This window comes from Moorena bouillonii PNG, from assembly GCF_001942495.1.
In the GTDB taxonomy this organism is placed as follows: Bacteria; Cyanobacteriota; Cyanobacteriia; order Cyanobacteriales; family Coleofasciculaceae; genus Moorena; species Moorena bouillonii.
Map to the genome: position 1 here is coordinate 6,788,380 of NZ_MKZS01000001.1, position 24,999 is coordinate 6,813,378.

Here is a 24,999-nt window from a genome sequence, read left to right on the forward strand (position 1 = left end):
ATCCATCTGACAAACAGTTTGACAAAACAGTGACCGCCTTTTGTCAGTCAGTCAGCAGTTAATGCTTACGGGGTGTATCAAAATATAACATTTCCATTGGTAGGCAAAATCTTCAAACCAAGAGGAACATTAAAAGGGCAAGATAAGTACAAAACTAAAATAGAGTTAGCCTCAGAAATCCTAGAATAATTAGTAGAGGAAGGATTAAATATAGAACGAGTATTAGCGGATAGTCTCTATGGTGAAAGTAGCCAGTTTATTAGAACATTAGAGAAAAATAAATTGTCTTATGTAGTAGCAATTAGGAGTAATCATGGAGTCTGGATGCCAAGCTCACAGAGGGTTAGAGCGAATAAGTGGTGTAAATTTACCAGAACATTTAGTAATCAAAAATCAGAAACTAGATACATTAGAGAAATAGTCTATGGAAAAAAGAGAGCCATAACTTACTGGGAAATAACCACAGACCCAAAAACTATGCCAGAGAAGGGAACATCTTTTGTGATGACTAATTTGAAAGGTAATCTCAAGAAAATCTTGGGAGATTTGTATGGATTAAGAACATGGGTAGAGTATGCTTTTCGTCAGTGTAAACAAGAATTAGGATGGACAGATTCCCGTTTTACTAAGTTTAAGGATATCGAAAAATGGTGGGAAATACTTTTTTGTGTGTACACCATGATTAGTTTAAATTCTCCAGCTTTTTTATCTTTAAAGAAATCGACAGAAGTGGCCAATAAGGTGAGAGATGCTGATGATATCCAGGTGAGTAATCATCAACAATGGAATCATAAGGGTGGATGGAAGAATGTGTTAAACAATTTTCGTTTACTGATTCAACCCATTATGATGTTATGGATTATTTTTCCCTGGTTAGATATTTTGCCGAATAGTAACTTATTGCTGGGATTGAATCAGCTAATTAGTGAGATTAATCAATATCAATTCTTTTTTAATTCTGGATAATCTGACTTATTTGTTAATCATTGAATTCGGAGAGTGACAGAAGAGGGATATACTTGATCAGGCCATAGACTTAGCTTTTTTCAAAGGTTATACTGAACACAACCGTTGAATCCGTTGTGAAGCACTTGATTAACTTAACCTTTACCCCCAGCGATATTGAAGCCCTACACTATGAACGCTTCCATCACCCCCATCCACGAGTGCAACGGAAAATGGAAGCGGTATATCTCAAAAGTCAGGGCCTGGGCCATGGGCAAATCGCTCAATTGCTTCGGATCAGTGAACCGACTTTGGTGAAGTATTTGCGTGAATATCAAGCGGGTGGGATTGAGCAACTCAAACACTTGAAGTTCTACCGCCCCCAAAGTGAATTGAAGCAGCATCAGAAGACCCTCGAAGCGCACTTTTGGGAACATCCGCCCCTTACCCTGGCCCAAGCAGCCGCTCAAATTAAGGAATTGACTGGGATTGAACGCAGTCGCGAGCAAGTGCGTAAGTTTCTTTTGTCTATGGGTATGAGTTGTTGCCGAGTTGGAGTTGTGCCAGCCAAAGCTGACCCCCCTAGGACAAGAGGCATTTAAAAAAAAGAACTTGAGCCTCGTAATGAGGAAGCCAAAGCAGGGAAACGAGCCGTTTTCAAAGTGGATGCAGCCCACTTTGTTTTGGGAGCCGATCTGGGATGGGTCTGGTGCAAAGAGCGAAAGTTTGTCAAATCAGCGGTCTTTCGGCAACGGTTCAACGTGCTCGGTGCCCTCAACGCCATCACCCATGAATTAATTACCGTGACCAATGAGGCATACATCAATGCTCATAGCGAAAGTGAACTGCTCTGACAATTAGCTGCTCTCAACTTAACGGTCCCGATTACCTTAGTACTCGACAATGCCCGATATCAGAAATGTGCCCTTGTTTTTGAACGAGCCCAATCCCTGACTGCCTGACACATCTGTGTGAAAACTAGGCTGATCAGGTTCTACACGCTCCATGACCGGATGCGCGAAAACCAGATCTGGTCGTAGTAATCAGACTTGGCTTGATGGCTAGCAAAGCATGGTTGTGGATCTATTGGCAACAATGGTACTGGCGTTAAAAGTAGCCGACCTTTATTGACTACGCCCTTGAGCCAACGCAGACCAATTTTGAGATAGCTGAGGCCTCGAAACCAATGGGGATCTACCTGTCGCCTATCGCCAACAAGATTGAACAGCCATGCCTTGGGTTGTGGCGTAAAGCAGGGCCACAGCAGCCACGGGCATAAGCCGCTAAGCGTGCAACAGCTGAGCGAATGCGAGAGTCTTCGAGCTTCATTGGCTCCTGATTTGCTATCTAAAAATAGTTCCTCTACCCTAAACCGCAAACCGTATTGCCACAAAGAAAGTAAGGTGGGAGGCTCATCGGTAATAACGGCCCAGGGCTCGAAGACCCCTTTGACGTTGGCTAATACAAGATTACAACGATGTACCCCATCAAGCCATAGACCAACATTACGATAAAAGACAGCAACTCCATATGGTGGCCACAGATAGCTGACTTCAACGGGATAGCGATGGGGGCCATGAAGCAGTACATCACAGGGCAATCGTAGGCAGTAGTGCCAATTGCTAGCTTGTAACCAACTGATCAGATCGTGGTTTGCTTTGCCCCGATGGGCTTTCAACATCACATCAGGATGTTGACTTCATAGCCACTGGCTTCGACGTAACTTGGGTCGATATGTATCGAAGGCTACGGCCGCGCTGTTGTGTTCCAGTACCCGCCTAAGAAATGGTACGGCGCGACCACAACAGACCACCGATAGATGAATCATACAGAGCGCGATTCCATAAGACTGTGGTATCGAGGGCAAGATATAGACGGTGGGACTGCCAATCAAATAAGGCGAGTAAAAAAGCGCGGAAAATAAGCGCGAGTTCACACAAATGGCGAGTATTGCTCAAAAAGCGCTGCCAAGGCGCGTTCAAAACTTTGGGCAAGTTTGGCACGACTCGGCACATAAGGCTCCCAGGCCGGTTGGCAAAACTGGCCACTACAGATTAAGGCACTGGCCAAAAGGCCACGCTACGCGAACACCATCCAAGCTAGAGCTTTGATATGACGCAGATCGCGGAGCGCGGCTGTATTGACGCAAAAAGCTCATTAGTTGATCATGAAATTGGGTAGAGTAAGACATGCTCAAATTGCTAGTTGTGTAATGGCTCTAGCGTCAGCATAACACTCTGCCCTTTTTCTCATAAACCATGTAATTGCGTGCTTTGAGCCACTTGTGTCAGGCAGCCAGGCCCAATCCCTCTTGATTTAATTACTCTATCTTCGACCCTATTCACCCAATCTAAATCTAATCGAGGGATTGTGGTTCTTTGTGAAGAAGCAATGTTTATACTCAATTTACTACCCTGATTTTGGAGCCTTCAAAGCCGCCATATCTGTGTGTTTGGAGCAATGTCATACAACTGATCACGAAACTCTTAATTCTCTGTTGACTTTACGATTCCAGTCCTTTGAAAAAGTAAAAGCTATGACCTGACGAAGTATAGCATTTTTCAACCTATGCAACACAGTTCCTGTGCGCGATTCATCTCACACTCATGGGGTAGCATTGAGATGTGAGGCTAAAGAGCGGATGACGCTAAATATCAACTAAGTATTCTAGCCTACAAATAAGGTGTCTCTAAACTTATAGCCAGTGGTGGCGATATGCCCTAGGCATCTGCCCTGTAAGCAATCACTCTCTTGGTGTGCGTTCCCTACCGCTTTGAATAAGCGCGGGGTTCCACCCCATCTTTAATTTGGCTGCCTGATTGGGTGACAACCCAGCGGGATAGAGAAGTACTAGATACAGAAGTACTAAATGCACCCTGACTAATTCCCTCAGCCACTGACAGAGGACATTCTCTGTCAGTGGCTGGTTTTTTTTGTGTTGATATCAGTTTTTAAAGAAGATTTGTGATATAAATATTTATAATATTTAACATAAAGTAACAAGAGACTACCTAGAGGCAGGAAAAATTAACTATGGGACTCTTTGGCAATTTGTTCAACTCTCAGACCAAGTACGTTGATGAGGACCGCCAGGATATGGCACAGTCTATAGAAGCTAACCAGTCCAAAGAGTATTTCTTGGACACAGATCAAGCCAAAACAATGGGAAACATTGACTACATGCGCAGCAGTGTTAAGGTCAAGAAATCCTATCCCAAGACCAAAACTGCTATTTTAAGCGGTGAAGTGGTAGAGCAGATCTCTGCTACGGATAAAGCAACCCTTTCCCAAAATCAGACACCTATGGCCACCTCTGAGCCTGGTTCCCAGTCTGGAGCTAAATTAGAACAAAACGGTCAGGTAAGCTCTCAACGCCGTCGTCCTGACTCAAGCATGGATCAGTTCCGCAAAATGGCTCAGGATCTAGGAAAGGGTTAATTTACTGCTGTGTAGATTGACTCCAATTCTACAAGGCATGATCAAATCTTAACTGCACCAGTGGCAAATTTGATTTTGAGATAATCCTCTTCCATCTTGGCTCCTGAAGGTTTTAGGGCTGCTAAAGCTTGGGGGAGGACTAAATTGCGCCGATGGTTACCAATGCGAACATTCAATTCATCTCCTGTTTGAGTAAGCTGTATTTTGTCTTTGGGTATACCAGGTAGATAGAGTTCTAGGCTGTACTCATTTTTATGCTGTATTACTCTAATGGTGTTTTCTTGGTAATACACTTGAGTGGGATCTTCTGAACCATAGAGGGTTTCTTTGAGACGCTCCAACGCCTCAATACCGCACATTTCTTGGGAATAGAGGGGAACTTCTTTAATGGGTAAAGGGCGGAAATTGTCGTGAATTTCTTGGCGGTACTGTTGCTGATTTTCTTTCCAGCGTTGGAAAAATGGGTCAGTTACTTGGTCAGGAATAATCCGATTCGCAACAACTAGATCAGTGGCAACGTTGTATAGGCTTAAGTAAGCATGAGCTCGTAAGGACTCCTTAATCACCATTCTCTCAGGATTAGTGACCAGACGCACTGATGTTTGTTGGTTGTCAGTGAGTACCTTCTCTAGGGCTTCAATTTGTTCATAAAACTCATAGGGAGCATCCATGACCTCTTTATCTGGTAAAGAAAAGCCAGCAATGGGTTTGAATAAAGGTTCAACCAAAGGTCTCAGAGCAACTGACATACTTTGTAGTGGCTTATAAAAACGGCGCATATACCAGCCACTGACTTCTGGTAAGCTCAGTAACCGTAGCGCAGTACCAGTAGGAGCTGAATCAATAACCAGAACATCGTACTCGTCTTCATCGTAGTGACGTTTCATGCGGACGAGACCGAAAATTTCATCCATACCAGGAAGAACGGCTAATTCTTCTGCCTGTACCCCATCTAAGCCCCTAGCTTGCAGCACTTGGGTAATGTAACGCTTAACCGCTCCCCAGTTTCCTTCCAATTCCATCAGAGCGTCAAGTTCTGCTCCCCAAAGGTTGGGACGGACTAATCGGGGTTCGTGACTGAGTTCAATATCGAAACTATCTGCTAGGGAGTGAGCTGGGTCAGTACTCAGAACTAGAGTTTTGTAGCCTAACTCGGCACAACGCAAGCCAGTAGCAGCGGCTACAGAGGTTTTTCCTACTCCTCCTTTACCGGTCATCAAAATTACGCGCATGGTATGCTCCAGCTGTTCTGAGAAAAGTTTACATTTATTTACTTTACATTACTCTACAAAAGCTGCTTAATTACGTCCAGGCGTGAACAGTCCCAATAATCTATATGAGAAACAATTAACCCCTCAGCATTCAGCTTTAACTCGCTCCAGCCAGGAATAGTCATGCGCGGTTTCCAGGGTAATGGGGTAGTCCAGCTGAGAATCCAGCGGGTTTTAATTGTATCTCCTGACTGGGAAATGTGTTGCAAATCTAGATTGGGCTCGAGGAACCAGCGATTGATAAAGGCAATCATTTGTTTGTAACGCTCAAGCCCGCGAAACTGGTTGAGGGGGTCTTTAAAATAGACGTCTGAGGCGTAGATGCTATAAGTTTGGTCAGCTGGGAACCTTTGATAGTCTTGTTGGATAATTTGGGCTATAGGACTGAGAATCTCTTGGTAGTAAGGGTCTTGAGTGTTATTATACCGATTTGTATTCATACGTTGTATTCATACAGGTAATAATAACCTATTATATTTCGTTATTTAGTTGTTAGTCCTACTGGCTTGTTCAAACAAGGGTTTTTTGGCAATTGGATCTAACCCGACCGAAGTCAGCAGTTTGTGCCAAGCTTCTGCCAAGTTCTCGTCATTGGGGTGCTGCCTTCGCAACTCTACCAGAGTCGTTAATGTTTCGTACCAAAGCCGATGATTTGCGTAGATCGCAACACGCTGTTGGGGGGTTGCTTGCTTTAGACCCTGCACAAGGTTTGGATCTTCTTTAACTCGCTTGATCCCACCATCAATATAGATATTTTTTGACGAGTCGCCGGGATCAATCAATCTTACCTGCCAGTCATAGTTCTGATTAACTTCTAAGGGAGGTAGGTTAACAAAGGTAGGAAGCGTTATACTCCTAATTCCAGCATTTACCCTATGGGGTAAGGGATACTTGACTGAGTAAAGCTCCTTTCCATAGGCATCTTTCAGCACAAACTTTAAATATAGCCCTGATGCTGATTCCATACAGGGCATATACCAAGAGAAAGTGGGGTATTTAGCAAGCGTTGTTCCGATCCCAGAACTGGGAACCAACGCTACAGGATTTTTGAGGTTTGATTTCTGGCATTTGGAATCCTTAGTTCCTCCAGGACCCCTAGTTCCTCCAGGACGTCCGAGATCCGAGGGTTCGCCTGTAGGAGGTGGATCAAATTCAGATAAATATATACTTTCCCAGTGGTTCGGTATCTTCTCAATCAGTTCCCTCCCTAGGGAAGAACTCGCCTGAGCTTGTACCTGGGCTGGAAGATTGACTGCCAGACTGAAAGCCAAAGCAACCGTTAAGACCGTAAATTTTGATGAACGTGTTAACCAAGCCATGATAAAACTATTCCCTGGTAGAGCCAAGTTTCTCTTAAGTAAGCAGGATAAGTAACAAGTATGGCAGAACAACAGCCCTTCGAGGCACCCGTAACCCCTCTAAGAGGATCAGGTTTTCAGACCTTACCTGCATCATTTTAACAATAACTTCAGGTATTTGAGACATCGCCACTATAAGCTTATAATCTTGTCGAAATCTTTATCTGTTCTTCATCTGATTTACTCATGATTCTGAATTCAGCTTCATTTTTTAAAGAACGACAAAAATTCGACAAAACTATCCGACCAATTGGAGCATCTTCCTTGCAAGGGATAGCATTTTGGAAAGAAAAAATAATTGCTATCGACTCGATTAAGGGCTATCTCTTAGAAATTGAACCCTTCACAGATAACACAACAATTTTGAATCCAGAACGGGACTCGGATTTGGTCGGTGTGACTGGTTTAGCCCTGGCAGGAGAAACCCTATGGTTAACACTACAATCTAGTGTATATTTTTGCCAGATAAATGATAATTTAACCCTACAACACTTTGTTGATTTGCCTTACACCGCTAACGGAATCGCTGTTAAAGATTCAACTGTTTATGTTACCTGTCAAAAAGTTGGATATATTATTATTTATAGCAGCAATACAGGTCATGAAATTACCCGGTTGCGTTCTCCCGGAGTTGGCATTGAACATATAACAATCCGTGATGAAGAACTGTGGGTATCGGATGACCAAGAACAGACAGTTTACTGTCTTGATCGAGCAACTGGCGAAATTCAGTTCAGTGTACTCACCCCCTTTGAAAATCCTACTGGTTTAGCGTTTTGTACTGACCCCCAGACGGGAGACGATACCCTCTATGTTGCTTATGCAACTGAGGAGGCTTACATCCGGGATAACCCTAACGCTGATCCTAATTATGAATTGCAGTATCGCGATCGCACTTTTATTCATCCGTTACACTTTACCTACAATCCGGAAGGTCGCTATGCACTCTCCAATGGCTATTTAATCGAAATGTCCTACGTGGAGGAACTTGATCCCCTCAAGGATATCGAGTTGAATGATTTGGAATGGCGAATTGCCTTGCCATCGGAAACTGACCGACAAAAGGTCTCAAAAGTCGAACCCGTGGGTATACCCTTTACTATAGACGTTCAAGATGGTCAGCAAGTTGCCGTCTTTAAGTTTGACAACCTCAAGCCAGGGGAACGCCATATCTTTGGTTGGAAGGCACTCCTAGAAGTTTGGAGTATCAAGTACCGCCTGACACCACGGGATATGGAGGGGTTGCCTGAGTTACCGCCAGAATTTCAGAACCGTTATTTGGTGGATGATGACAAGTTAGCCATGGATACAGAAATCATCCGCCGTTCGGCTAAAGAAGCAATTGGTAGCGAAACGAATCTGTTGCGGCAAGTCTACAGTATTCGCAATTATGTCTACGACAAACTTTCCGACCACGTGACCCCTAAAATAGATACTCCAGACATTGTGCTACGACGGGGTGTGGGGTCTTGCGGGGAGTATTTGGGAGTATTGCTAGCTTTGGGACGCCTTAATGGTATCGCGTGCCGCACTGTTGGTCGTTACAAATGCCCTCCCCATCCTGACCAAATCGGTATTCCTTTGGTACCAGATTTTAATCATGTTTGGATGGAATTTTATATCCCAGGAATTGGCTGGCTACCGATGGAATCGAGTGCTGATGATACGGTTGAAGGGGGTCCTTATTCCACTCGGTTTTTGATGGGTCTTGCCTGGTACCATATAGAGATCGGTAAAGGAATTAAGTTTGAAATCCTGAAGAGTCAAGGGGTGCCTGTGAAAAAGGAAGATATTTCCATTGGTGAGTTAGCCATTAATCATGTGCGGTTTAAGATTGTGGCAGAATTGCCCAGTGGTAGTGCTTCAATCGAACAATAAGCACTACTGCTAGCAAGGGTAGCCGGAAAGAAGTGGCTTGGAGGGGATCTAAGAGCAAATCGAGGACGTAACTCCTAGACTTGGGCTACCCCTGTGATGTCAGAAGCCTACACCATACCTGCTGGGATTGGTGTGGGGTAGTTCACTATAGGTTAGGGGGAAATTGAGTCATGGATGTTATTCCAGCTATAGACTTACTTGAAGAAAAATGTGTGCGGTTAGTCCAGGGAGACTACCAACGTGCGCAAATATTTAACGATAACCCAGTCGAGGTAGCGAAACAATGGGTTGAACAAGGTGCATCAAGGCTGCATGTCGTTGATTTGGATGGTGCAAAACTGGGTAAGCCAGTTAATACTAAGGCCATCGAAGCAATTGTGCAGGCGGTACCTGTGCCAGTGCAAGTCGGTGGTGGATTACGCTCCCGCTCCGGAGTCACTCAACTGTTGACTCTAGGCGTCGATAGAGTCATTATAGGAACGGCAGCGGTGGAAGACCCTTCCCTAGTGGAACAGCTTTGCACTGAATTCCCAGGGAAGATTGTAGTTGGTATTGATGCTCGTCAGGGATGGGTGGCCACTCACGGTTGGTTAGAAACCTCAGAAATTGCAGCAATTGACCTAGCTGAACAAATGACTCAGCTGGGCGTAACTACGATTATTTACACCGACATTCACCGGGATGGAACTCTGTCTGGACCAAACCTAGACGCTCTAAGGGAACTAGCAAGTCATATATCGATCCCCGTGATTGCCTCTGGGGGTGTCAGTTCAATCACTGATCTGTTGAGTCTACTTACTCTCGAATCTCTAGGCGTTAGCGGTGTAATTGTTGGTCGTGCGCTTTACACCGGAGATATGTCTCTCAAAGAAGCTATTCAAGCAGTCGGTCCTGGAAGGTTACAAGATATCCCTCTAGATATGGGCTTTTCTAGCTTTGCTTGATCACTCGTCAATGGAAAAAGGGAAAATTGATCTGATTCGAGCCAAATACCCCATGATCAGTTTTTCATTGTCAGGGGCAATATTTTAAGAGAATAATTTGTATAACTGCTTCCTGATTACACTGTAAAAGTTTAGTAAAGGGGGAAAGGGCAAGGAATTATAACCATTGACCTTTTCCTTTTTATATTTATAACTTAAATTCAAGACCATACTACTCAACTCAATTCCATTCTTCAAGTGTTATTTAGCTACACAGGAGGATAAGGGAATGGGGAGATAGGTAGATAGTGCTACCTATGAATGTCACTTGGTACCAGCAAACACTATTGCCCTAACTTAACCATTCCTTCATTTTATCCGGATATTTGATAAGTTTTGCGTAAAATTTTCCAGTTCTAGTGTCAAAAACTAGTTTGTTAACACAAACTAACTACAGAGCTGATGGTTAGTGGCAACTACCGAAGGTATGATAGGGGAGCGATTAGCCATAGCTTCAGTTACTCTTGAACATAACTTAAACCAATAAATCAAAAGGCACATATAGAGATGGGCAATAAATCAGAGCTTTTCCCACAGGGGAATGGTAAATATATCCACTCACAGCCCGTCATCTACCACACTAGAAACTCAAAATACTATCAGGATGGGCGTAAGCTAGAGGAGATTTGGACGATCATACGGCGTCGCTTTTTAGTGGCTGCTGGTGTAGCAATTACGATAACAGCTAGTATTTTTTTATGGACCTCTAATCAGAAACCTCTGTACGAAGGCAAGTTCCGACTCAGTCTGGAGCCTCTGACAGCACAGGATGATGATGAAAATCAATCGACACCAGCTTTTGAAACCTTGGCTTATAAAACCCAAATGCTGGTACTGCGTAGTGAGAAACTCATCACTCCCGTGATTGAGGAAATAAACAAGCGCTATGGCAAAACTAGCTACAAGTCTTTAGTCAAGAATAATCACCTGAGGATCAAACATATTGAAGGAACTAGTGTCTTAGAAGTTCGTTACCGGGATAGTGATCCTCAAAAAGTTCACTTTGTTTTAAAGCAGCTTGCCGATAATTATATCAATTACTCCCGCCAACAAGAAGCAAGTTACCATCACAAAGACCTTGAGCTAGCAAATAGAGAGTTGCCTCAAGTACGCCAAGAGGTAGACAGACTGGAGGAAGAACTGCTGAAGTTGGAGCTAGGGTACAAGTTAATCGACTATGATCATCAAAAACAGCAGCTTTCAACTCAGATTAGCCAGATTAAGCAACAGCAATTAGATACTGACATCCAGCTTAAGGAAGCTCAGTCCTTCTACCAGATCATTTCTCAAAAGCTAGGATTGTCATCAAATCAGGTCAAGGACTCTCGCGCCTCGGAGTTAGCTCTGGCTCAAGTGACTTTGGCTGAAAACCCTTACTACCAAAAGATGCTCAACCACCTAGAAGAGGTTGAGGCTGAGATTGCTATCGAGTCAAGCCGCTATACTCCAAACAGTCCCACCATCAAGACCCTACAGCAGCAAAAGTATAATTTCTTATCCCTGTTACGCTCTGAAGCTGAACAGGTACTGGGGATCAAACTTACAGATACAGATGTTCCTAAGGTATCACCCAATTCAATTCACCAGCAGCTCACTCAACAACTGGTAGATCAAAGCATCCAAATATCAGTTTTGCAAGCACGACAAGAAGCTCTTGCTGAGGAAGAAGAAAGTCTTGAGCAAGACATGAAACAGATGTTGGTGATAGATCCAAAGTACACCAGTTTACGGCAGAAACTTACAGAGACAACCCAACGATTAGACACTCTGTTGGCGCTTAAGGAAAGCTTCCAGCCTTATTCTTGGGAACTTATTCTCAAACCCAAACAGCCTCAATATCCGATTCCGCAACATCAGGAACTTCAGATTATTTTGGGAGCGATCGCAGGTATATTACTGGGTGCAGGAACAGGGTGGTTGATGGAGCGCTTAGACCATGTATTCCACTCTCCCGACGAACTTAAACATCACACCCAATTGCCTCTTATTGGTGTTATTCCTTACCATCAAGCACTTAAGCCCACCAAGTCATCAACAAGCCGCAAAGGTATACCTTTTGTTCCAAGCTTCCCTAAGGTACAGAAAAATAACTCAACGCCAAAACTGCAACAAGCTTCTCCCTTTTTAGAGGCGTTCCGGTTCCTCCATCGCAATATCGGCTTACTGGGCTGCGATAAGCCAATCCAATCTATTGTGATTAGTTCAGCTAGACCAGAAGACGGGAAATCTACCGTTGCTGTCCACCTAGCTATAGTGGCTGCTGCTATGGGTCGGCGAGTGCTACTGGTGGATACAAATCTGCGCCGTCCCCGGGTACATAAAATTTTTGGTTTGAACAATCAATTTGGTTTGAGTAATGTCCTTAGTAAGCGGATCAAAGCTAACCGAGCCATCCAGCAAGTGCCCATGTGGGATCATCTTCATGTGCTAACTGCTGGTTCCCCAGCACAGGATCCGATTCGGTTACTATGTGCACCAAAGATGGGAACTTTGATGGAGCATTTTAATGCTGTTTTTGATTTAGTTATTTATGATACGCCTCCCGTGATCGGACTTGCCGATAGCCGCCTCCTAGCAGCTAACACGGATGGTATGGTCTTGGTAGGCAGATTAAACAAGACTGACCGCTCAGTTCTAATGCAAGCCTTGGATGAACTCAAAACCTCTAGGACTAATCTTTTAGGTATTGTTGCTAATGATGTTGAAAACTACGCAACTAGCTCCTATTATCATCATCAGGACTACTATACAACCGATTCAGCAACCATGAAGGTGAAAAAGCTTCTAGATCAGAACATGAGATGATATGAAGTCCGGTTAATAACTTCTAATATGGTTGATTGCTTTTTTTTAATGGTTAATGGTTAATCGTCAATTAACCATTAACCATTATAGTTAGTGAGCAGTAGCTGGGGATGAAAATACGTATGTTAACAAAACTAGCATCACCCTTGACACCATCAAGGTTAGTGTTAAAACGACTAGGGAAACCTGGACAGTTAAGCCTAACCGTTTACCCTTACGATACAAACGTTTATCCGGTACAGGGTGAGCAGTTTTAGAAAAGAGTGTTAATGGTTGATTAGGCTGATAAGGATTCCAAAATACATGGGCACATAAATTATGCTCGGCATAGGGTTTCATAGTTCAAAATTAGAGGTAGTGTGTTGAGAGTGAACCAGCGTTTACTCCCTGTGGTGTAAACGTTAGTAGTCAAACTGAGATAGTTCCTGTCTCAGTCTTGATAGTGATGTTTAACCCTGTCCAAATTGCTTTGGAGTGGCTTGTGGTGTTCAACCAGGGATTAGGTATTTGTTTTAGTTTGTTTTAGAGTAAGGGGACAGACAGAGGAAGGATAGAGGGGAATGATTTTGTTTGGTTATTTTGTCTTTCTTCCAAGTCCACCTTGTATTCCTTGTCTTCCTTTTTCTGTATTAGATACAGAGCAAGGTTTTAGCCCTGAGATAGGTAGGGTGCTGATGGCTTAATTTGGTAATTCCTGCTACAATGGAACAATGGACTTTAACAACAATTTAGGGCATCTAACTAAAATCTTGAACCCAGTTGTTTGAGAACACTTGAGGGGTTTAACCCCCTAATTTATTGAGTTTTGTTTTTTTGGGTTAGATTGATTCGGTGAAGAATGGGATGCGATCGCTTTTTAAAGTAATGATGAAAACCAAGAGTTAGTGTCATACCCAGTAGCGTTCAGGGCTGGGATCACCTAAATTGCTAGGGTTTGCCAAATTATTCATTACCCATTAAATAGGTAGGCATGATTAAACTGACTAATGGAAGGGAATGATGTCAAGTTTTGTAAAATATCTAGAAATTCAATCTATTCCCTTAAGCCAGCATGTTTAGATAGATTTGTTTACATATATTTACATAGCTGCCAGCTTGATTTGGGCTTACCTATTTAACTGTTACTAGTTATCGCAAGACATTCGGTATCCAAAACCACAACCTCCTCTGTCTCGAAAACAGAACAGGAATCGATTACGTTAACAATTGCCGGAAAAATGGCTTGTTTGAGTCGAGCTTGAGCTTCTGCTGCTACTGGTTGATACTGCATAATCCAGCGATTGTCAGCTATATATTCTGGATTAAATGCTTCCTTATCTAACAACCAAAAATCAATGTTGTACTGCCTAATAAACTGTTTAACTTCAGCTAAGTTTGGACTGTACTGGGCTTGAATTAAGTCAATCGCTCTGTTGCGAAATTGGTTGTAATAGTTAGTATGATAGGGAATACCGTATTCTCTACTCACTAAGACTGACCTTCCAGAAAAGGTTGGCAAGAAATCGGCTTCCTTTGATAGTGAAGCAATCAGGATATCGTTTGGTTGTTTAGCAAAGAATTCATAGAGGGCATGTTCCCTCCCAACCTCATAGTTGGTTTTGGGAAAATTATGGAAACCAAGAGGAGACAAGATTAGAGCCATTCCTACGAGTGTAACGATCGCTCTTCCCAACACTGGTTTCCCTGGAATTGGAGGAAAGGCTAGCCTCTGGCAAGCTTGAATAATAGCATCGAGTAATAGAGTTATAGCGATCGCAGCAGCTAAGACTAGCACAATTCGCAGACTATGCTTACTGTAACGGCTGGGTAGATGCAGTCGGAACAGGACAGCATGAGCCATAACGAACATGCCAAGGGATACTAGAGCCAGTTGAGTCAGGAGTACCGTTTCCCCTTTGACTTTCTTCACTAACGGTAGCCATGAGGGAAATCTTAGCAAGATCGGCAATAGTAAACCAGCACAGACAGCTATAGGTAAACGCTTTCTTCGGGGAAATATACCACTGCGAGCATCTTCCAACCAGAAATGCCATGGGTTGTGATCGAAAAAAGCAACTCGCCCTCCTGGTTGGAATTCTGGCATGGTTTTGGCTTGCTGTGCGCTGATAATTGGACCATAGTCAGAAGTGGTCAAAGCATAGGGCAACAGGACAATGAATGCCATACCTAACCCAGCTGCACAAAACCAATAGTCATTCTTCTGGGAGGATAGTCTGATTTTACCCTCTCGCCAACGCAACAGTTTCAGCACCAGGACGCCACAACAGAGGAAAACGCACTGAGGATAAAATAAACCCTGGAGGGTGATCACTACGAGACAGGGGATCAATGAGCGCCGTGATAGGTAGTACAAAAATGCTAGCAGCAGGGGATAAATGAACGCCCTAGGGGTTGCTGATACTAAATCATCCAGCATCCATAGGGTTTGATTTAGGAGCAAAGACGCGATAAACCCTGCAGCTGGGATGGGCAGCATTTGTAGACAAAGCCGGAAACAGTAACTAGTGGTAATCAACCCTAGCACCATCGGTAGTAGCTTATTCAATAAGAGGGGATGAATTCCTACAAATCCTATCAGCCGATAGAGGGTAGTATAGCCAGCGGGTGCTACAGATTGGAAGTAATTGGCAATCAGATCATCGGGAAATAAGCTGGGATCAAAAAACCGTTGCATCCAAAATACATGCTGTCTGGCATCATCTTGTACAATGTATTGATTACTAAAGGCTTCTTCGAGGGCGATCAGGCTGTAAACCATAGCAAATGCTAGGCTCAAGCTAAACCAAAATATTACTTGGTTTTTAGGGGGATTCGGGGCTGGGGGATTCATACTTTTTTGTGTTTGGGTAGAGACACTTAAAATAGAATAATGGGGTGACGGTTATCGGTAAGTTTCTAGATTAAGTATTATTAGCAGTGAAATATTATCCTTAACATTAATCATGAAACGGTCAATAAAAAGCGATCAATTACAATATCAAAATTAAACGAACACTAATAAATTTCCTTTGTACTTTTCGGTGTACTTTTTTGTGTGATGGAAACCAAAAGATTAAAGCTAGGGAAATTACCTCAACCTCCCTTGCGACTATTATGCATTACCCTACTGCTCTTAGGAATAGTCTTTCGCTTAGCCAATCTCGACAGCAAAGTCTACTGGGGGGATGAAACTTTCAGCTCCTCTAGAATTGCTGGCTATTCAGCGGAAGAAATTATCGGGGATATCTACACTGGTCAAGTGATTAGCGCTACAGAATTACAAAAATACCAGACCCCTAATTCTGACCGTAGCCTCGCCAATACCTTACGAATTATAGGGGAAGAAGCGCCACAACACCCGCCAGTTTACTATATTTTAGCCCGATTCTGGGAACAATGGCTTGGTAGTTCCCTAGCACTCAAGCGCACTTTACCTGCTCTAATTAGCTTGCTGGGATTACCCTGCCTGTACTGGTTGTGCTTAGAACTATTTGGAGCATCATTGACCCCATGGCTTGCCCTGTCCCTATTCGCTGTTTCACCGATCCATATTTTGTATGCCCAGGAAGTTCGGGAATATAGTCTGTGGAATGTGAGTATCTTGCTATCGAGTGCTTCCCTGTTACGAGCGATGCGAGTCAACACTAGGATGAGTTGGTGCATTTATGCCCTTTTTGTAGCGCTAGCCTTCTACTCTCATTTATTTTCAGCACCCATTATCCTAGGTCACGGCATTTATGTCCTGATCATCGCAGGTTGGCAAGGGCGTCAACGGGTAATTGCTTACATCTCAGCGGTCACAGCAGCACTGTTGATATTTTCACCTTGGTTAGCTGTTTTCTTGGAAAACGAACCCAGAGCTAGCAAGGAATGGGGATGGGTGATTAAAGAATTACCCCCCCTGGATCTGGGTCGATATTGGCTGAAGAATCTACTTTACGGCTTTTTTGATGTACCCCTAGGCAAGGAGTACCCGTTTGACCTAACCTTTAGCTACACCCAGCCGAGAACTTACCTAGTGGTACCAATTGTGGTGCTAGTGATTTATGGGCTATATTCTCTCTGTCGCTATACTCCAAAACAGGTTTGGCTATTTGTTTTGCTCCTGATGGGATTTACTAGTCTACCCTTAGTGCTACCAGATGTGATTTCAGGAGGCATGCGCTCAACGATTGCTCGATATCAACTGCCAACCTACATCGGGATTCAACTCACTATTTCCTATTTACTGTCCAGGAAACTCAGTAAGTTTTCGATTGGTATTTGGCAAAAACGTTTATGGCGATTGACTACAGTTATATTGCTCTGTTGTGGTGTGATATCTGGTGTGCTGATTGTCCAAGCTGAAACTTGGTGGACGAAGTACAGCGACTACTATAATGCAGACGTTGCTAATATTATTAATCAGTCTCCTGCTCCCCTTGTACTCAGCGATAGTACTCACAATCGAATTCTATCCCTGAGCCATAAGCTTGAGCCCAAGGTTCAATTACAACTCATCAAAAAAATCAAAAATATTTCAGAAATACCTGAAGAAAAATTACCAAAAATATCGGGTAAATTTAGTGATGTTTTTGTTTTGGAAAATATTCCATCACCATCCTTGCTACGCCCTAGTATTGAAAAACATCATAACTATAAATTTAACCTGATATACGAAGGAAATATTGGCTTTAAAAAACGAAAAGTTCTGTTGTGGAAAAAAAATGATTAGATGGATTAGTCATTAGTCATGAGTGATTGGTCATTGGTCAAGTTTCTTTTGCCTTTTCACTTTTGGTTTCACTGCACTAGCTTCCAGAGATGCTTGCGTTTATGAGCTGGTTTAACGTCATAAGGTGACTCCTCTTCAAATTTTTGTCGCAGTTTTGGAGAAGGTCTATATAAGAAGACGTCACTGAAACTGGAAAAAACTGTAGGAGAATCCTTAGTTTTGATTAACTGTAAGGTCACGTTGGGCTCAAGTAAATAACTCAGAGACACTAATCGCATGATATCACTACTAATCACCAAGGGACGATTGGCTTCATTAATAATATGAGCTTCCTCAGGCGTGTAATAGTTACTGTATTTATGCCACCACGTTTCTGCTTGAGAACTAATGGCACAAGAGAGCACACCTCCTGAAATAACTGTAATAGCAACTAATCGCCATAGTTGTTGTTGTTTTATTGTCTTACCATTCAGAGGATTAATTTTTTTAGCAAGGAGGTAAGCAACAGCAAGTTGTATACCCAAGTAACAAGGAATGAAATAGCGCGCCATGCTGGAACGCTGTCCTCCTAAAATTAAATCCTGACCAATGGGAAACATTCCGACAACTGTGATCATGATCAAGATAAATAACCAAACCCGTTGCTGACTATTACGACACAGAAAATAAATAGAATAGCCGACGATAATTAAAATTAGGATATCGAAATAAATCAGGAAATGGTCGTAGTTAAATTTTAGGTCTCGACCTGACCGCACATCAAATAAGGGATTGTTATAGCCAATCTGGATATCGAAAAACACAGAACTCAGATTAATAAGCCAGCGGGTGATCAGTTGACCGAGTGGAGTCTCTTTATCCGCCCAATCCCCCAATTCAATACCGTTTTCAATTACCAATCTTAACCAAGGAATAAAGGCGATAATCCCGAAAAGCGAAGCTAATCCATACCTAATGACTTGTTTACTCAAACGAAATTTTTCTGTAAAAATAACATAGATGCTATGTCCAATAAAAACTAATCCAGAAAGCAAATAGCTGTAGAGATTTAGAGAAACTGTTATGGCATAGATTACCCAACTCATCATTGTGCTAAGACGCATCGCCCTCAGCAAGGCTATGCTGGAAAGCAATGTGGTCACTGTCCACAAGCTATATTGTCGAGCTTCCTGGGCATACAACACATGGAATGGAGAGACACAGAGCAATGCGATCGCAATCCATCCCGTTAGGGGAGACTCGAACAACTCCAAACACAGCCAATAAATGCACGGCAAAGTCAAGAGACTAATCAAGGCTGGTAAACTTCTCATCACCGTTACGGAATAACCGAACAATTTTGCCCAAAAGTGAGCCATCACAAAATATAACGGTGAATGTTGTGGTTCATATAACGCTAACCCTTGGATCGTGTCACCTACATCTTTGTTATCATTAGGACGCTGATACTGCTGTAAATCTTTAACATTAATTTGACGACCATCAATTTCTTGGATAATTTCTGCTTTGGTATAGCCAGAAATTCGCAACGATGTATAGGCTTCATCAATCCAATAGACTTTTTTGTCAATATTGACTAATCGAAAACCTATCCCCAGGAGTAAGATAATAAGAATTAAATACTTAGACCATTGACCAAATGTGGGTCGATAAAATTTTAGATTATTTCCCATGACTTATCGGGGTAGGGGTTATTAATTGGTGGCCTTTGAGCAGAGGTTAAGGATTGGATAAGCGTTGGGAAAATTAAGTTAGCCGTTTCAGGGAACACCAAATAGTAAAGCTTACCCCTCAGGAGCAGTATGGCAAGACTAAATTCATGGCCAGCACTTTCAAACCGTAGCCGAATCGTGATTTAAGACTGAAACTCGGAATTTAGGGAAGGGACCAGTGAAGGCAATACCAAAGGCGGGATATGACGACTGGTAGTTCTGCCTTAGTTAGAAAGATTATCAGCCAACGACACCGGCTTAGCCATCCTATTGATCAGTCCCTTACATATCTTTACATAAATTCGTTCCGTTCAATCAACTCTACCAACTTACCTGTATTATGGAAGAGAAAATCCATAAAGGTAACCCTGGGGAAGCATGGGAGGATTTATTGGATGAATGACATGGATCAACGAAAGCTTTTATCACTGTTATGTCATGGCTCAATATTTTTTAGCTCTTTGGTGGTCTCTATTGCCATCCCGATAGTTATTTTTTTGATCACCGAAGACTCAGCTTTCTAGCAAAAGGAGCCCCACATCTCAATACGTAGTATGAGTGTGGTCAGAAGTTACCGCAAGAAGAGTGGAGCCTTTATAGTTGGCAGGCTATGCATAAAAGGGTTAAAACTCGTGGAATAAGGCTCCACTCTTCTAAGGTTTCATCTCCGGGAGGAATTTTGCACAGAGTCTTTTGGGAGAGGAAGACGAGCTATGAAGCTTCTGAGTAACTCGGAGTAGGTCATCCCCCTCCTGTCGGCTTCTTCTTGTAACTGCTTTTTCTCAAATTCGGTAACTCTAACTACAAGCTTTTGATTTTTCATATTAGGTTGACACCTGTCGCCACAACTGCTAACCTAATACTAGGTCGAAAAAAAGGAGGAGTCAATGCGGACAGCGTACCAATATCGGTTGAGATTGACTAAGATGCAAGAAGCAGAAATAGAGAGGTGGCTAGATATGTTGCGCCACCAGTACAACTATTTTCTTGCTGATAGATTCAATTGGTATGAACAGAATCGTTGTTCCATTAACTCATGTCCTTTGGTTTGTTATTTGCCTGAATTGCGAGACAATCCCGACTACTACTCTCAGAAAAGGACTCTACCTCAATTAAAAAAAGACAGGCAGTGGTATAAGGCCATCCATGCTAATGTTTTACAGGATTGCGTCAAACGAGTTGATCTTGCTTTTAAAAGGTTTTTAAAAGGTGATTCTAATGGAAAAAGAAGTGGCAGACCTAGATTCAAAAGTAAAAGCAGGTATAAATCTTTAGTTTTTTCCGCTTTCTCTAAAAACCCTATCCGGGGCAACAAATTTAACCTTCCCAAGTTTGGATGGGTCAAGATGATCTACCATAGGCCGATTCCAAAAGGGTTCAAAATTAAAACTGCAACAGTTACACGCAAGGCTGATGGATACTATGTAACATTATCGTTACAGGATGATTCGGTTCCTGAACTAATTCAGATAGAACAAGTGTCAAATCCCATTGGGATAGATATGGGTCTTAAGTCATTCCTAGTCAAATCTGATGGCACAGAAGTCCCGATTCCTAAATATTATATAAAAGCTCAAAAACGACTAAAGAAAATCCAGAAAGCTGTTAGTAGATCAAAAAAAGGCAGTAATAATAGGAAAAGGGCTGTCAAGAAACTGGGTAAGGCTCATAAAAAGGTAGCTGATACCCGAAAAAACTTTCATTTTAAAACAGCAAAAAACTTACTAGATGATCACGATCTAGTTGCTCATGAAAGACTAAATATCAAGGGACTGGCTAAATCTAACTTAGCTAAATCTATTCATGATGCTGGCTGGGGACAATTTCTGTCGATACTATCAAACAAAGCCGAGAATGCTGGTTTGGTTACAGTCGCAGTAAATCCCAGAAATACCAGCCAGAACTGTTCCAACTGTGGAAAAAAGGTACCCAAAAAACTAAAAGACCGCATCCACTCTTGTTCTCATTGCGGTTATACCGAGGATCGTGATGTAAATGCGGCAATTAATATATTAAAGTTGGCGGTAGGGCATTCCGTCGGGAGTAAAGCTTTCCGAGTATCCGAACCGGTAGGTGGAGTTGGAAAGAAGCCCACACTGAACTTGTAAAAGTCAGTGTGGGAGTATGTCACTGGTCAAAGAAAATGCCAAAGAAGCTCTGAATTTTCACATTTGCCTTTATATATATGGGGTGATTTGTTTGATACTGACTGTGGTGATTATTGGGATTCCGCTGCTAATTATATTAGGGCTTGTCAGTCTAATTATGTCCATAATTGCCTTAGTCAAGGTGCTGGAAAATCCTAATCAGCCCTATCGCTATCCGTATATTTTTCGGGTGCTTTGACATGCCATGGCATAATTGCTCCAACGTTTGGGAGATGACAGTATTGATAAGTTAGGGTAATTTATCGTCAAAGATTTTACTCAATATCTTGAATCATGAAGCGATCGCTTGTCCGTATTTCCCTATTCATATCATTACTAGGGTTTACTCCATCTCCTGGTATAGCAGCTCCCCCTAGAACTCCAGACCAAACCGAAACCTGTGAAATCTTAGTGATTGGAGGTGGATTGGCTGGTGCAGCGGCTGCCTATGAAGGCTTATTGGCAGGGCAAACAGTGTGCTTAACTGAGATTACCGACTGGGTAGGGGGACAAATTTCTGCCCAGGGAACCTCTGCTCTGGATGAACGACCAACTCAGCGATCGCGTTTATTCTATCCTAAGGGCTATCTAGAATTACGCGATCGCATCAAACGCTACTACCGTCAACTCAATCCTGGGGACTGCTGGGTAAGTGAATCCTGTTTTCTACCCCGTGATGCTCACCAAATCCTGTTTAATATTTTACGAAAGGCGGCCAAACGGGGAAAAGGGAGATTAAAATGGTTTCCCTCTACTGTAGTTAAGGAACTAGAGATTAGCGCTGATGGCAAAACCATTGACAGTGTGATTGCTATTCAACACAAAAGTACTGCTGATGCTCCTGCCCTGAACACCTTTGCCCTATCTCAAACTATTGAAGATTGGTATAGCTACGAGAATTCCTCCCGGTTTGAGAAAAGCATTTTGCGCATTGTTCCCCAACAGACCCAAGACAATAGTTCTAATTGGTATATTATCGACGCAACAGAAACTGGTGAAATTATTGCCCTAGCTGACGTTCCCTACCAGTTGGGGATTGACTCCCGCTCCTACCTAAACCCTTCCGCATCTAGTGCTACTGACGACCCCTATTGCACCCAAGGCTTTACCTACACCTTTGCCATGGAGCAAACCAAGGAGCCTCAAACCCAAGAAATGCCTTCGTTTTACCCGCAATACCAACCCTACTACAGCTATGAATTACAGCGCCTAGCGGACTTTGAAGGAGTATTCACCTATCGGCGAATTTGGAGTTCTAAGCGGGGTAAACGGATCCGATGGGGGGTTACTGCTCCCACTCCAGGGGACATTTCCATGCAAAACTGGACATGGGGTAATGATTATCGTCCTGGCACTTCAGAAGATAATCTAGTTTACACCCGTCGCCAATTACGAACTACTGGTCAACTGGCTCCCGGTGGCTGGATGGGAGGCTTGCGTACGGAAAGTCTACGGAAAGGAGAAGAAAACGCTCTCGGTTATTACTATTGGCTAGTGGCAGGGACTACCGACTCCCAGCTTGGGGATGGGGTAAAAGAGCCTCATCCCAATCACCGCTATCTAACTGGGTTAGATTCTCCGATGGGGACAATGCATGGGTTGTCTAAGTATCCCTATATACGGGAAGGGAGGCGGATTATTGGACGCCCTTCCTTTGGCTATCCTCAAGGCTTTACTATATCAGAAGTGGATATTTCCCGCCGTGACTACCAGGATGAGTATTATCGGCAGACCCTCTCACCAGACGAATATCGCCGCTTATGGGCAGTACTGGCTGGATTAGAAGCCCCCTCTGTGATTCAAGGTAAAATCCAGCCAGATCAAGTCAGTCAACGCAGTCGCTCTACTATCTATCCTGATTCTGTGGGTATTGGTCACTATGCCATCGACTTTCATCCCTGTATGACCTTAAGTCCAGCAGAAACCCCAGGAAACACCGAGCGTCAAGGGGAACGGCGGGGAGCAGGTCAAGCCTATCCGTTCCAAATTCCCCTGCGAGCAATAATTCCTCAGAAAATTGACAACCTCTTAGTAGGAGGTAAAAGTATTGCTACCAGTCACATTGCCGCTGCTGCTTATCGGGTGCATTCCTTTGAATGGTCATCCGGTGCTGCTGCTGGTACAACCGCTGCTTTTTCCTTAGAAACTGGGATAGCACCTTACCAGCTTCTAGAAGAACCCCTCCTGCAACAAACCCAACTCCAAGCTCTACGCCAGCAGTTAGAAAAAAACGGTAATCCCACCGCTTTCCCAGACACGTCCATCTTTAATCAGAATTGGGAGGATTGGCGTTAAATTAACACAGTTTACTAATAGTAACTATCGATAGTAATTATCTTTAGTATGCTACGTCTTACCATACATTTATAATGGCTCTTCCCTAGATATTATGCTAAATAACCACCCAAATCTATTATCGCTTACTGGGTAATAATTTGACTTGATAAACACATTTTTAACTGTCAAAGTAATCCCCAGTAAAGCTTTCAGCATAAGTGAACTAAAAATTAGCATCAACTTTTTACGAAGAGCCTTTAGTATCTGTTTCTAAATAGTCATAAGTCATGGTTGTGGCATAACTTATGACTATTTAGAAGAATTAGCGATAATAATACTAAAGATAGTTAGTTAGTAATTGATAATTGGTAATTAGATTACTATTCCCTATTCCCTATTCCCTATTCCTAGTAGGTATTCGTAGCCAACATTATTAAATTACCTTCAGGTTTAGATATTGATTCTAATCATAATTTTTAACTCTTATAGCATGCTGATTCAGCTGAGCTGTGGTAGTCATAAAATCAGGCAATTAGTTGGTAATTAAAGTTCGCTGACAATTGACGGGGATGCAGCAAATGCTAACCGTGGTATTAGAAAGATTCGATTCAGAAGCCCGATGGTAGTTTTGATAGCGGGTTGATTAACCAGACTTAATATTATTTCCCCACCAACTTCACCATTCCAATCCCACCAAAATACAGACCAAGTACAGCACCCCCCAGTAAACTTTGAGTGAGAGGATCTGTCGAAGGAGTCAGCACTGCTCCCAAGATAGCTGCTCCTAGGACAACCGTGCGCCAACCAGAAAGCATTTGCTTGGAAGAAACAATTCCCAAAAACCCCAGTAACATTTGAATAACTGGGATTTGAAATGCCAAGCCAGTACTAAACATCAACAGTAAGACAAATTCAAAATACTTATCAATTGACCACAACTGCTCTACTACATCTGCTCCGTAACTGATAAAGAAATTCAGAGCGGCAGGAATTAGAGCAATGTAGGCAAATACCAAGCCTAGAAAAAACAGAACCGTTGAGCCTAAAACCACAGGTCCGATGAAGCGTCGCTCCCGGCGAGTCAACCCTGGTAAAACAAATAGAAGGATTTGGTAAAGAATAAAAGGACTAGCCACCAGTAAGCCACTATAGCCAGCCACTTTCAAGGACACAAAAAAGTATTCCCCTGGAGCCAGTTGCAGAAACTTGACCCCCCTAGCTGGAATTTCCAGCAACTGAACAATCGGCTTAACTGCCACAAAGCAGCCAGCCATGGACAAGAATACAGCAATCAGCGAGTAAAAAATCCGCTTTCGCAACTCCTCTAAATGGTCGAACAGAGACATCTCGACATCATTAGGTACCTCGTCGAGATAGGTCTCAGGGTCTTTGAGAGTATCCAAACTTTCCTGGGGAGCAGTATCTAACTCAGAAGGCGTCATGGATTTTGATTGGCTTAGGGAACGTTCTCTATTGTATCTTCTTGTATCTT

17 protein-coding genes and 5 pseudogenes are annotated in these 24,999 nt (G+C 42.9%); 12 read left to right on the top strand and 10 right to left on the bottom strand.

Going from position 1 to position 24,999, the window contains the following annotated elements:
* Window positions 1-54 precede the first annotated feature (54 nt).
* Window positions 55-966 (top strand): annotated as a pseudogene (locus BJP37_RS27595) (transposase); the annotation flags it as partial.
* A gap of 125 nt (window positions 967-1,091) precedes the next feature.
* Window positions 1,092-1,901: pseudogene (locus BJP37_RS42905) on the top strand (IS630 family transposase); the annotation flags it as partial.
* A gap of 38 nt (window positions 1,902-1,939) precedes the next feature.
* Here BJP37_RS42905 and BJP37_RS42910 read toward each other — a convergent pair.
* Together BJP37_RS42910 and BJP37_RS41610 are read right to left on the bottom strand one after the other, a co-directional pair.
* A complete protein-coding gene (locus BJP37_RS42910) occupies window positions 1,940-2,626 on the bottom strand; it encodes a hypothetical protein (RefSeq protein WP_229415465.1) in 687 nt (228 codons plus the stop codon).
* Between the two features lie 97 nt (window positions 2,627-2,723).
* Entirely contained in the window at window positions 2,724-2,939 is a 216-nt protein-coding gene (locus tag BJP37_RS41610) for a hypothetical protein (protein WP_198954202.1), read from the bottom strand.
* Window positions 2,940-3,277: 338 nt separating this feature from the next.
* Between BJP37_RS41610 and BJP37_RS44730 the strand changes: the two are divergent.
* Window positions 3,278-3,490, top strand: a pseudogene (locus tag BJP37_RS44730) (IS630 family transposase); the annotation flags it as partial.
* 488 nt (window positions 3,491-3,978) lie between these two features.
* Window positions 3,979-4,383 (top strand): hypothetical protein, encoded by a 405-nt coding sequence (locus BJP37_RS27615; RefSeq protein WP_075903657.1) that lies wholly within the window; start codon window positions 3,979-3,981, stop codon window positions 4,381-4,383.
* Window positions 4,384-4,424: 41 nt separating this feature from the next.
* Here the strand turns inward: BJP37_RS27615 and BJP37_RS27620 are convergent, their stop codons facing one another.
* From BJP37_RS27620 to BJP37_RS27630, 3 genes are read right to left on the bottom strand one after another with little or no spacing between them, the layout of a single operon-like run.
* The gene (locus BJP37_RS27620) at window positions 4,425-5,615 is read right to left on the bottom strand and encodes a TRC40/GET3/ArsA family transport-energizing ATPase (protein ID WP_075903659.1); all 1,191 of its coding nucleotides are present in this window, start codon (window positions 5,613-5,615) and stop codon (window positions 4,425-4,427) included.
* Between the two features lie 53 nt (window positions 5,616-5,668).
* Window positions 5,669-6,094: a C6orf136 family protein gene (locus tag BJP37_RS27625; protein WP_075903661.1), complete on the bottom strand. Its 426-nt coding sequence runs from the start codon at window positions 6,092-6,094 to the stop codon at window positions 5,669-5,671.
* Between the two features lie 45 nt (window positions 6,095-6,139).
* Window positions 6,140-6,973: a DUF928 domain-containing protein gene (locus BJP37_RS27630; RefSeq protein WP_075903663.1), complete on the bottom strand. Its 834-nt coding sequence runs from the start codon at window positions 6,971-6,973 to the stop codon at window positions 6,140-6,142.
* Between the two features lie 225 nt (window positions 6,974-7,198).
* On the opposite strand from BJP37_RS27630, the gene BJP37_RS27635 reads away from it, so the two are divergent.
* The 3 genes from BJP37_RS27635 to BJP37_RS27645 all read left to right on the top strand — a co-directional run bounded on the left by BJP37_RS27635 (window position 7,199) and on the right by BJP37_RS27645 (window position 12,678).
* A complete protein-coding gene (locus BJP37_RS27635; protein ID WP_075903665.1) occupies window positions 7,199-8,890 on the top strand; it encodes a transglutaminase-like domain-containing protein in 1,692 nt (563 codons plus the stop codon).
* A gap of 170 nt (window positions 8,891-9,060) precedes the next feature.
* Window positions 9,061-9,834, top strand: coding sequence for a 1-(5-phosphoribosyl)-5-[(5-phosphoribosylamino)methylideneamino]imidazole-4-carboxamide isomerase (gene hisA, locus BJP37_RS27640; RefSeq protein WP_070395241.1), 774 nt, complete (start codon window positions 9,061-9,063; stop codon window positions 9,832-9,834).
* A 546-nt stretch (window positions 9,835-10,380) separates the two neighbouring features.
* A complete protein-coding gene (locus BJP37_RS27645) occupies window positions 10,381-12,678 on the top strand; it encodes a GumC family protein (protein ID WP_081431354.1) in 2,298 nt (765 codons plus the stop codon).
* 90 nt (window positions 12,679-12,768) lie between these two features.
* Here the strand turns inward: BJP37_RS27645 and BJP37_RS37590 are convergent, their stop codons facing one another.
* The gene (locus tag BJP37_RS37590) at window positions 12,769-13,017 is read right to left on the bottom strand and encodes a hypothetical protein (protein ID WP_143727829.1); all 249 of its coding nucleotides are present in this window, start codon (window positions 13,015-13,017) and stop codon (window positions 12,769-12,771) included.
* Between the two features lie 775 nt (window positions 13,018-13,792).
* A complete protein-coding gene (locus BJP37_RS27650; protein WP_075903669.1) occupies window positions 13,793-15,508 on the bottom strand; it encodes a hypothetical protein in 1,716 nt (571 codons plus the stop codon).
* Window positions 15,509-15,715: 207 nt separating this feature from the next.
* Between BJP37_RS27650 and BJP37_RS27655 the strand changes: the two genes are divergently transcribed.
* Window positions 15,716-17,371, top strand: a complete 1,656-nt coding sequence (locus tag BJP37_RS27655) for a glycosyltransferase family 39 protein (protein ID WP_075903671.1) — start codon at window positions 15,716-15,718, stop codon at window positions 17,369-17,371.
* A gap of 68 nt (window positions 17,372-17,439) precedes the next feature.
* Here the strand turns inward: BJP37_RS27655 and BJP37_RS27660 are convergent, their stop codons facing one another.
* Complete coding sequence (locus BJP37_RS27660; protein WP_075903673.1) at window positions 17,440-19,044, bottom strand: glycosyltransferase family 39 protein; 1,605 nt, start codon at window positions 19,042-19,044, stop codon at window positions 17,440-17,442.
* Window positions 19,045-19,478: 434 nt separating this feature from the next.
* Here BJP37_RS27660 and BJP37_RS45185 point away from each other — a divergent pair.
* Window positions 19,479-19,598 (top strand): annotated as a pseudogene (locus tag BJP37_RS45185) (DUF4870 domain-containing protein); the annotation flags it as partial.
* A gap of 146 nt (window positions 19,599-19,744) precedes the next feature.
* Here BJP37_RS45185 and BJP37_RS45190 read toward each other — a convergent pair.
* Window positions 19,745-19,906: a plasmid mobilization protein gene (locus tag BJP37_RS45190; protein ID WP_438941514.1), complete on the bottom strand. Its 162-nt coding sequence runs from the start codon at window positions 19,904-19,906 to the stop codon at window positions 19,745-19,747.
* 64 nt (window positions 19,907-19,970) lie between these two features.
* On the opposite strand from BJP37_RS45190, the gene BJP37_RS27665 reads away from it, so the two are divergent.
* From BJP37_RS27665 to BJP37_RS27675, 3 genes and pseudogenes are all read left to right on the top strand, one after another.
* Entirely contained in the window at window positions 19,971-21,191 is a 1,221-nt protein-coding gene (locus BJP37_RS27665; RefSeq protein WP_075903675.1) for an RNA-guided endonuclease InsQ/TnpB family protein, read from the top strand.
* A gap of 22 nt (window positions 21,192-21,213) precedes the next feature.
* Window positions 21,214-21,429 (top strand): annotated as a pseudogene (locus BJP37_RS27670) (DUF4870 domain-containing protein); the annotation flags it as partial.
* A gap of 95 nt (window positions 21,430-21,524) precedes the next feature.
* A complete protein-coding gene (locus BJP37_RS27675) occupies window positions 21,525-23,525 on the top strand; it encodes an FAD-dependent oxidoreductase (protein ID WP_075903677.1) in 2,001 nt (666 codons plus the stop codon).
* Window positions 23,526-24,166: 641 nt separating this feature from the next.
* Here BJP37_RS27675 and tatC read toward each other — a convergent pair.
* On the bottom strand, window positions 24,167-24,949 hold the full coding sequence (gene tatC, locus BJP37_RS27680) for a twin-arginine translocase subunit TatC (protein ID WP_070395249.1): 783 nt from the start codon (window positions 24,947-24,949) through the stop codon (window positions 24,167-24,169).
* Window positions 24,950-24,999: the final 50 nt, after the last annotated feature.

Bases quoted from the DNA above. Each gene is read 5' to 3' on its own strand.
- BJP37_RS27650 (WP_075903669.1), bottom strand. From the start codon at position 15,508: ATGAATCCCCCAGCCCCGAATCCCCCTAAAAACCAAGTAATATTTTGG.
- BJP37_RS37590 (WP_143727829.1), bottom strand. From the start codon at position 13,017: ATGAAACCCTATGCCGAGCATAATTTATGTGCCCATGTATTTTGGAAT.
- BJP37_RS27660 (WP_075903673.1), bottom strand. From the start codon at position 19,044: ATGGGAAATAATCTAAAATTTTATCGACCCACATTTGGTCAATGGTCT.
- BJP37_RS45190 (WP_438941514.1), bottom strand. From the start codon at position 19,906: ATGAAAAATCAAAAGCTTGTAGTTAGAGTTACCGAATTTGAGAAAAAG.
- BJP37_RS27635 (WP_075903665.1), top strand. From the start codon at position 7,199: ATGATTCTGAATTCAGCTTCATTTTTTAAAGAACGACAAAAATTCGAC.
- BJP37_RS27665 (WP_075903675.1), top strand. From the start codon at position 19,971: ATGCGGACAGCGTACCAATATCGGTTGAGATTGACTAAGATGCAAGAA.
- BJP37_RS27645 (WP_081431354.1), top strand. From the start codon at position 10,381: ATGGGCAATAAATCAGAGCTTTTCCCACAGGGGAATGGTAAATATATC.
- BJP37_RS42910 (WP_229415465.1), bottom strand. From the start codon at position 2,626: ATGTTGAAAGCCCATCGGGGCAAAGCAAACCACGATCTGATCAGTTGG.
- hisA (WP_070395241.1), top strand. From the start codon at position 9,061: ATGGATGTTATTCCAGCTATAGACTTACTTGAAGAAAAATGTGTGCGG.
- BJP37_RS27630 (WP_075903663.1), bottom strand. From the start codon at position 6,973: ATGGCTTGGTTAACACGTTCATCAAAATTTACGGTCTTAACGGTTGCT.
- BJP37_RS27655 (WP_075903671.1), top strand. From the start codon at position 15,716: ATGGAAACCAAAAGATTAAAGCTAGGGAAATTACCTCAACCTCCCTTG.
- tatC (WP_070395249.1), bottom strand. From the start codon at position 24,949: ATGACGCCTTCTGAGTTAGATACTGCTCCCCAGGAAAGTTTGGATACT.
- BJP37_RS27625 (WP_075903661.1), bottom strand. From the start codon at position 6,094: ATGAATACAAATCGGTATAATAACACTCAAGACCCTTACTACCAAGAG.
- BJP37_RS27675 (WP_075903677.1), top strand. From the start codon at position 21,525: ATGAAGCGATCGCTTGTCCGTATTTCCCTATTCATATCATTACTAGGG.
- BJP37_RS27615 (WP_075903657.1), top strand. From the start codon at position 3,979: ATGGGACTCTTTGGCAATTTGTTCAACTCTCAGACCAAGTACGTTGAT.
- BJP37_RS27620 (WP_075903659.1), bottom strand. From the start codon at position 5,615: ATGCGCGTAATTTTGATGACCGGTAAAGGAGGAGTAGGAAAAACCTCT.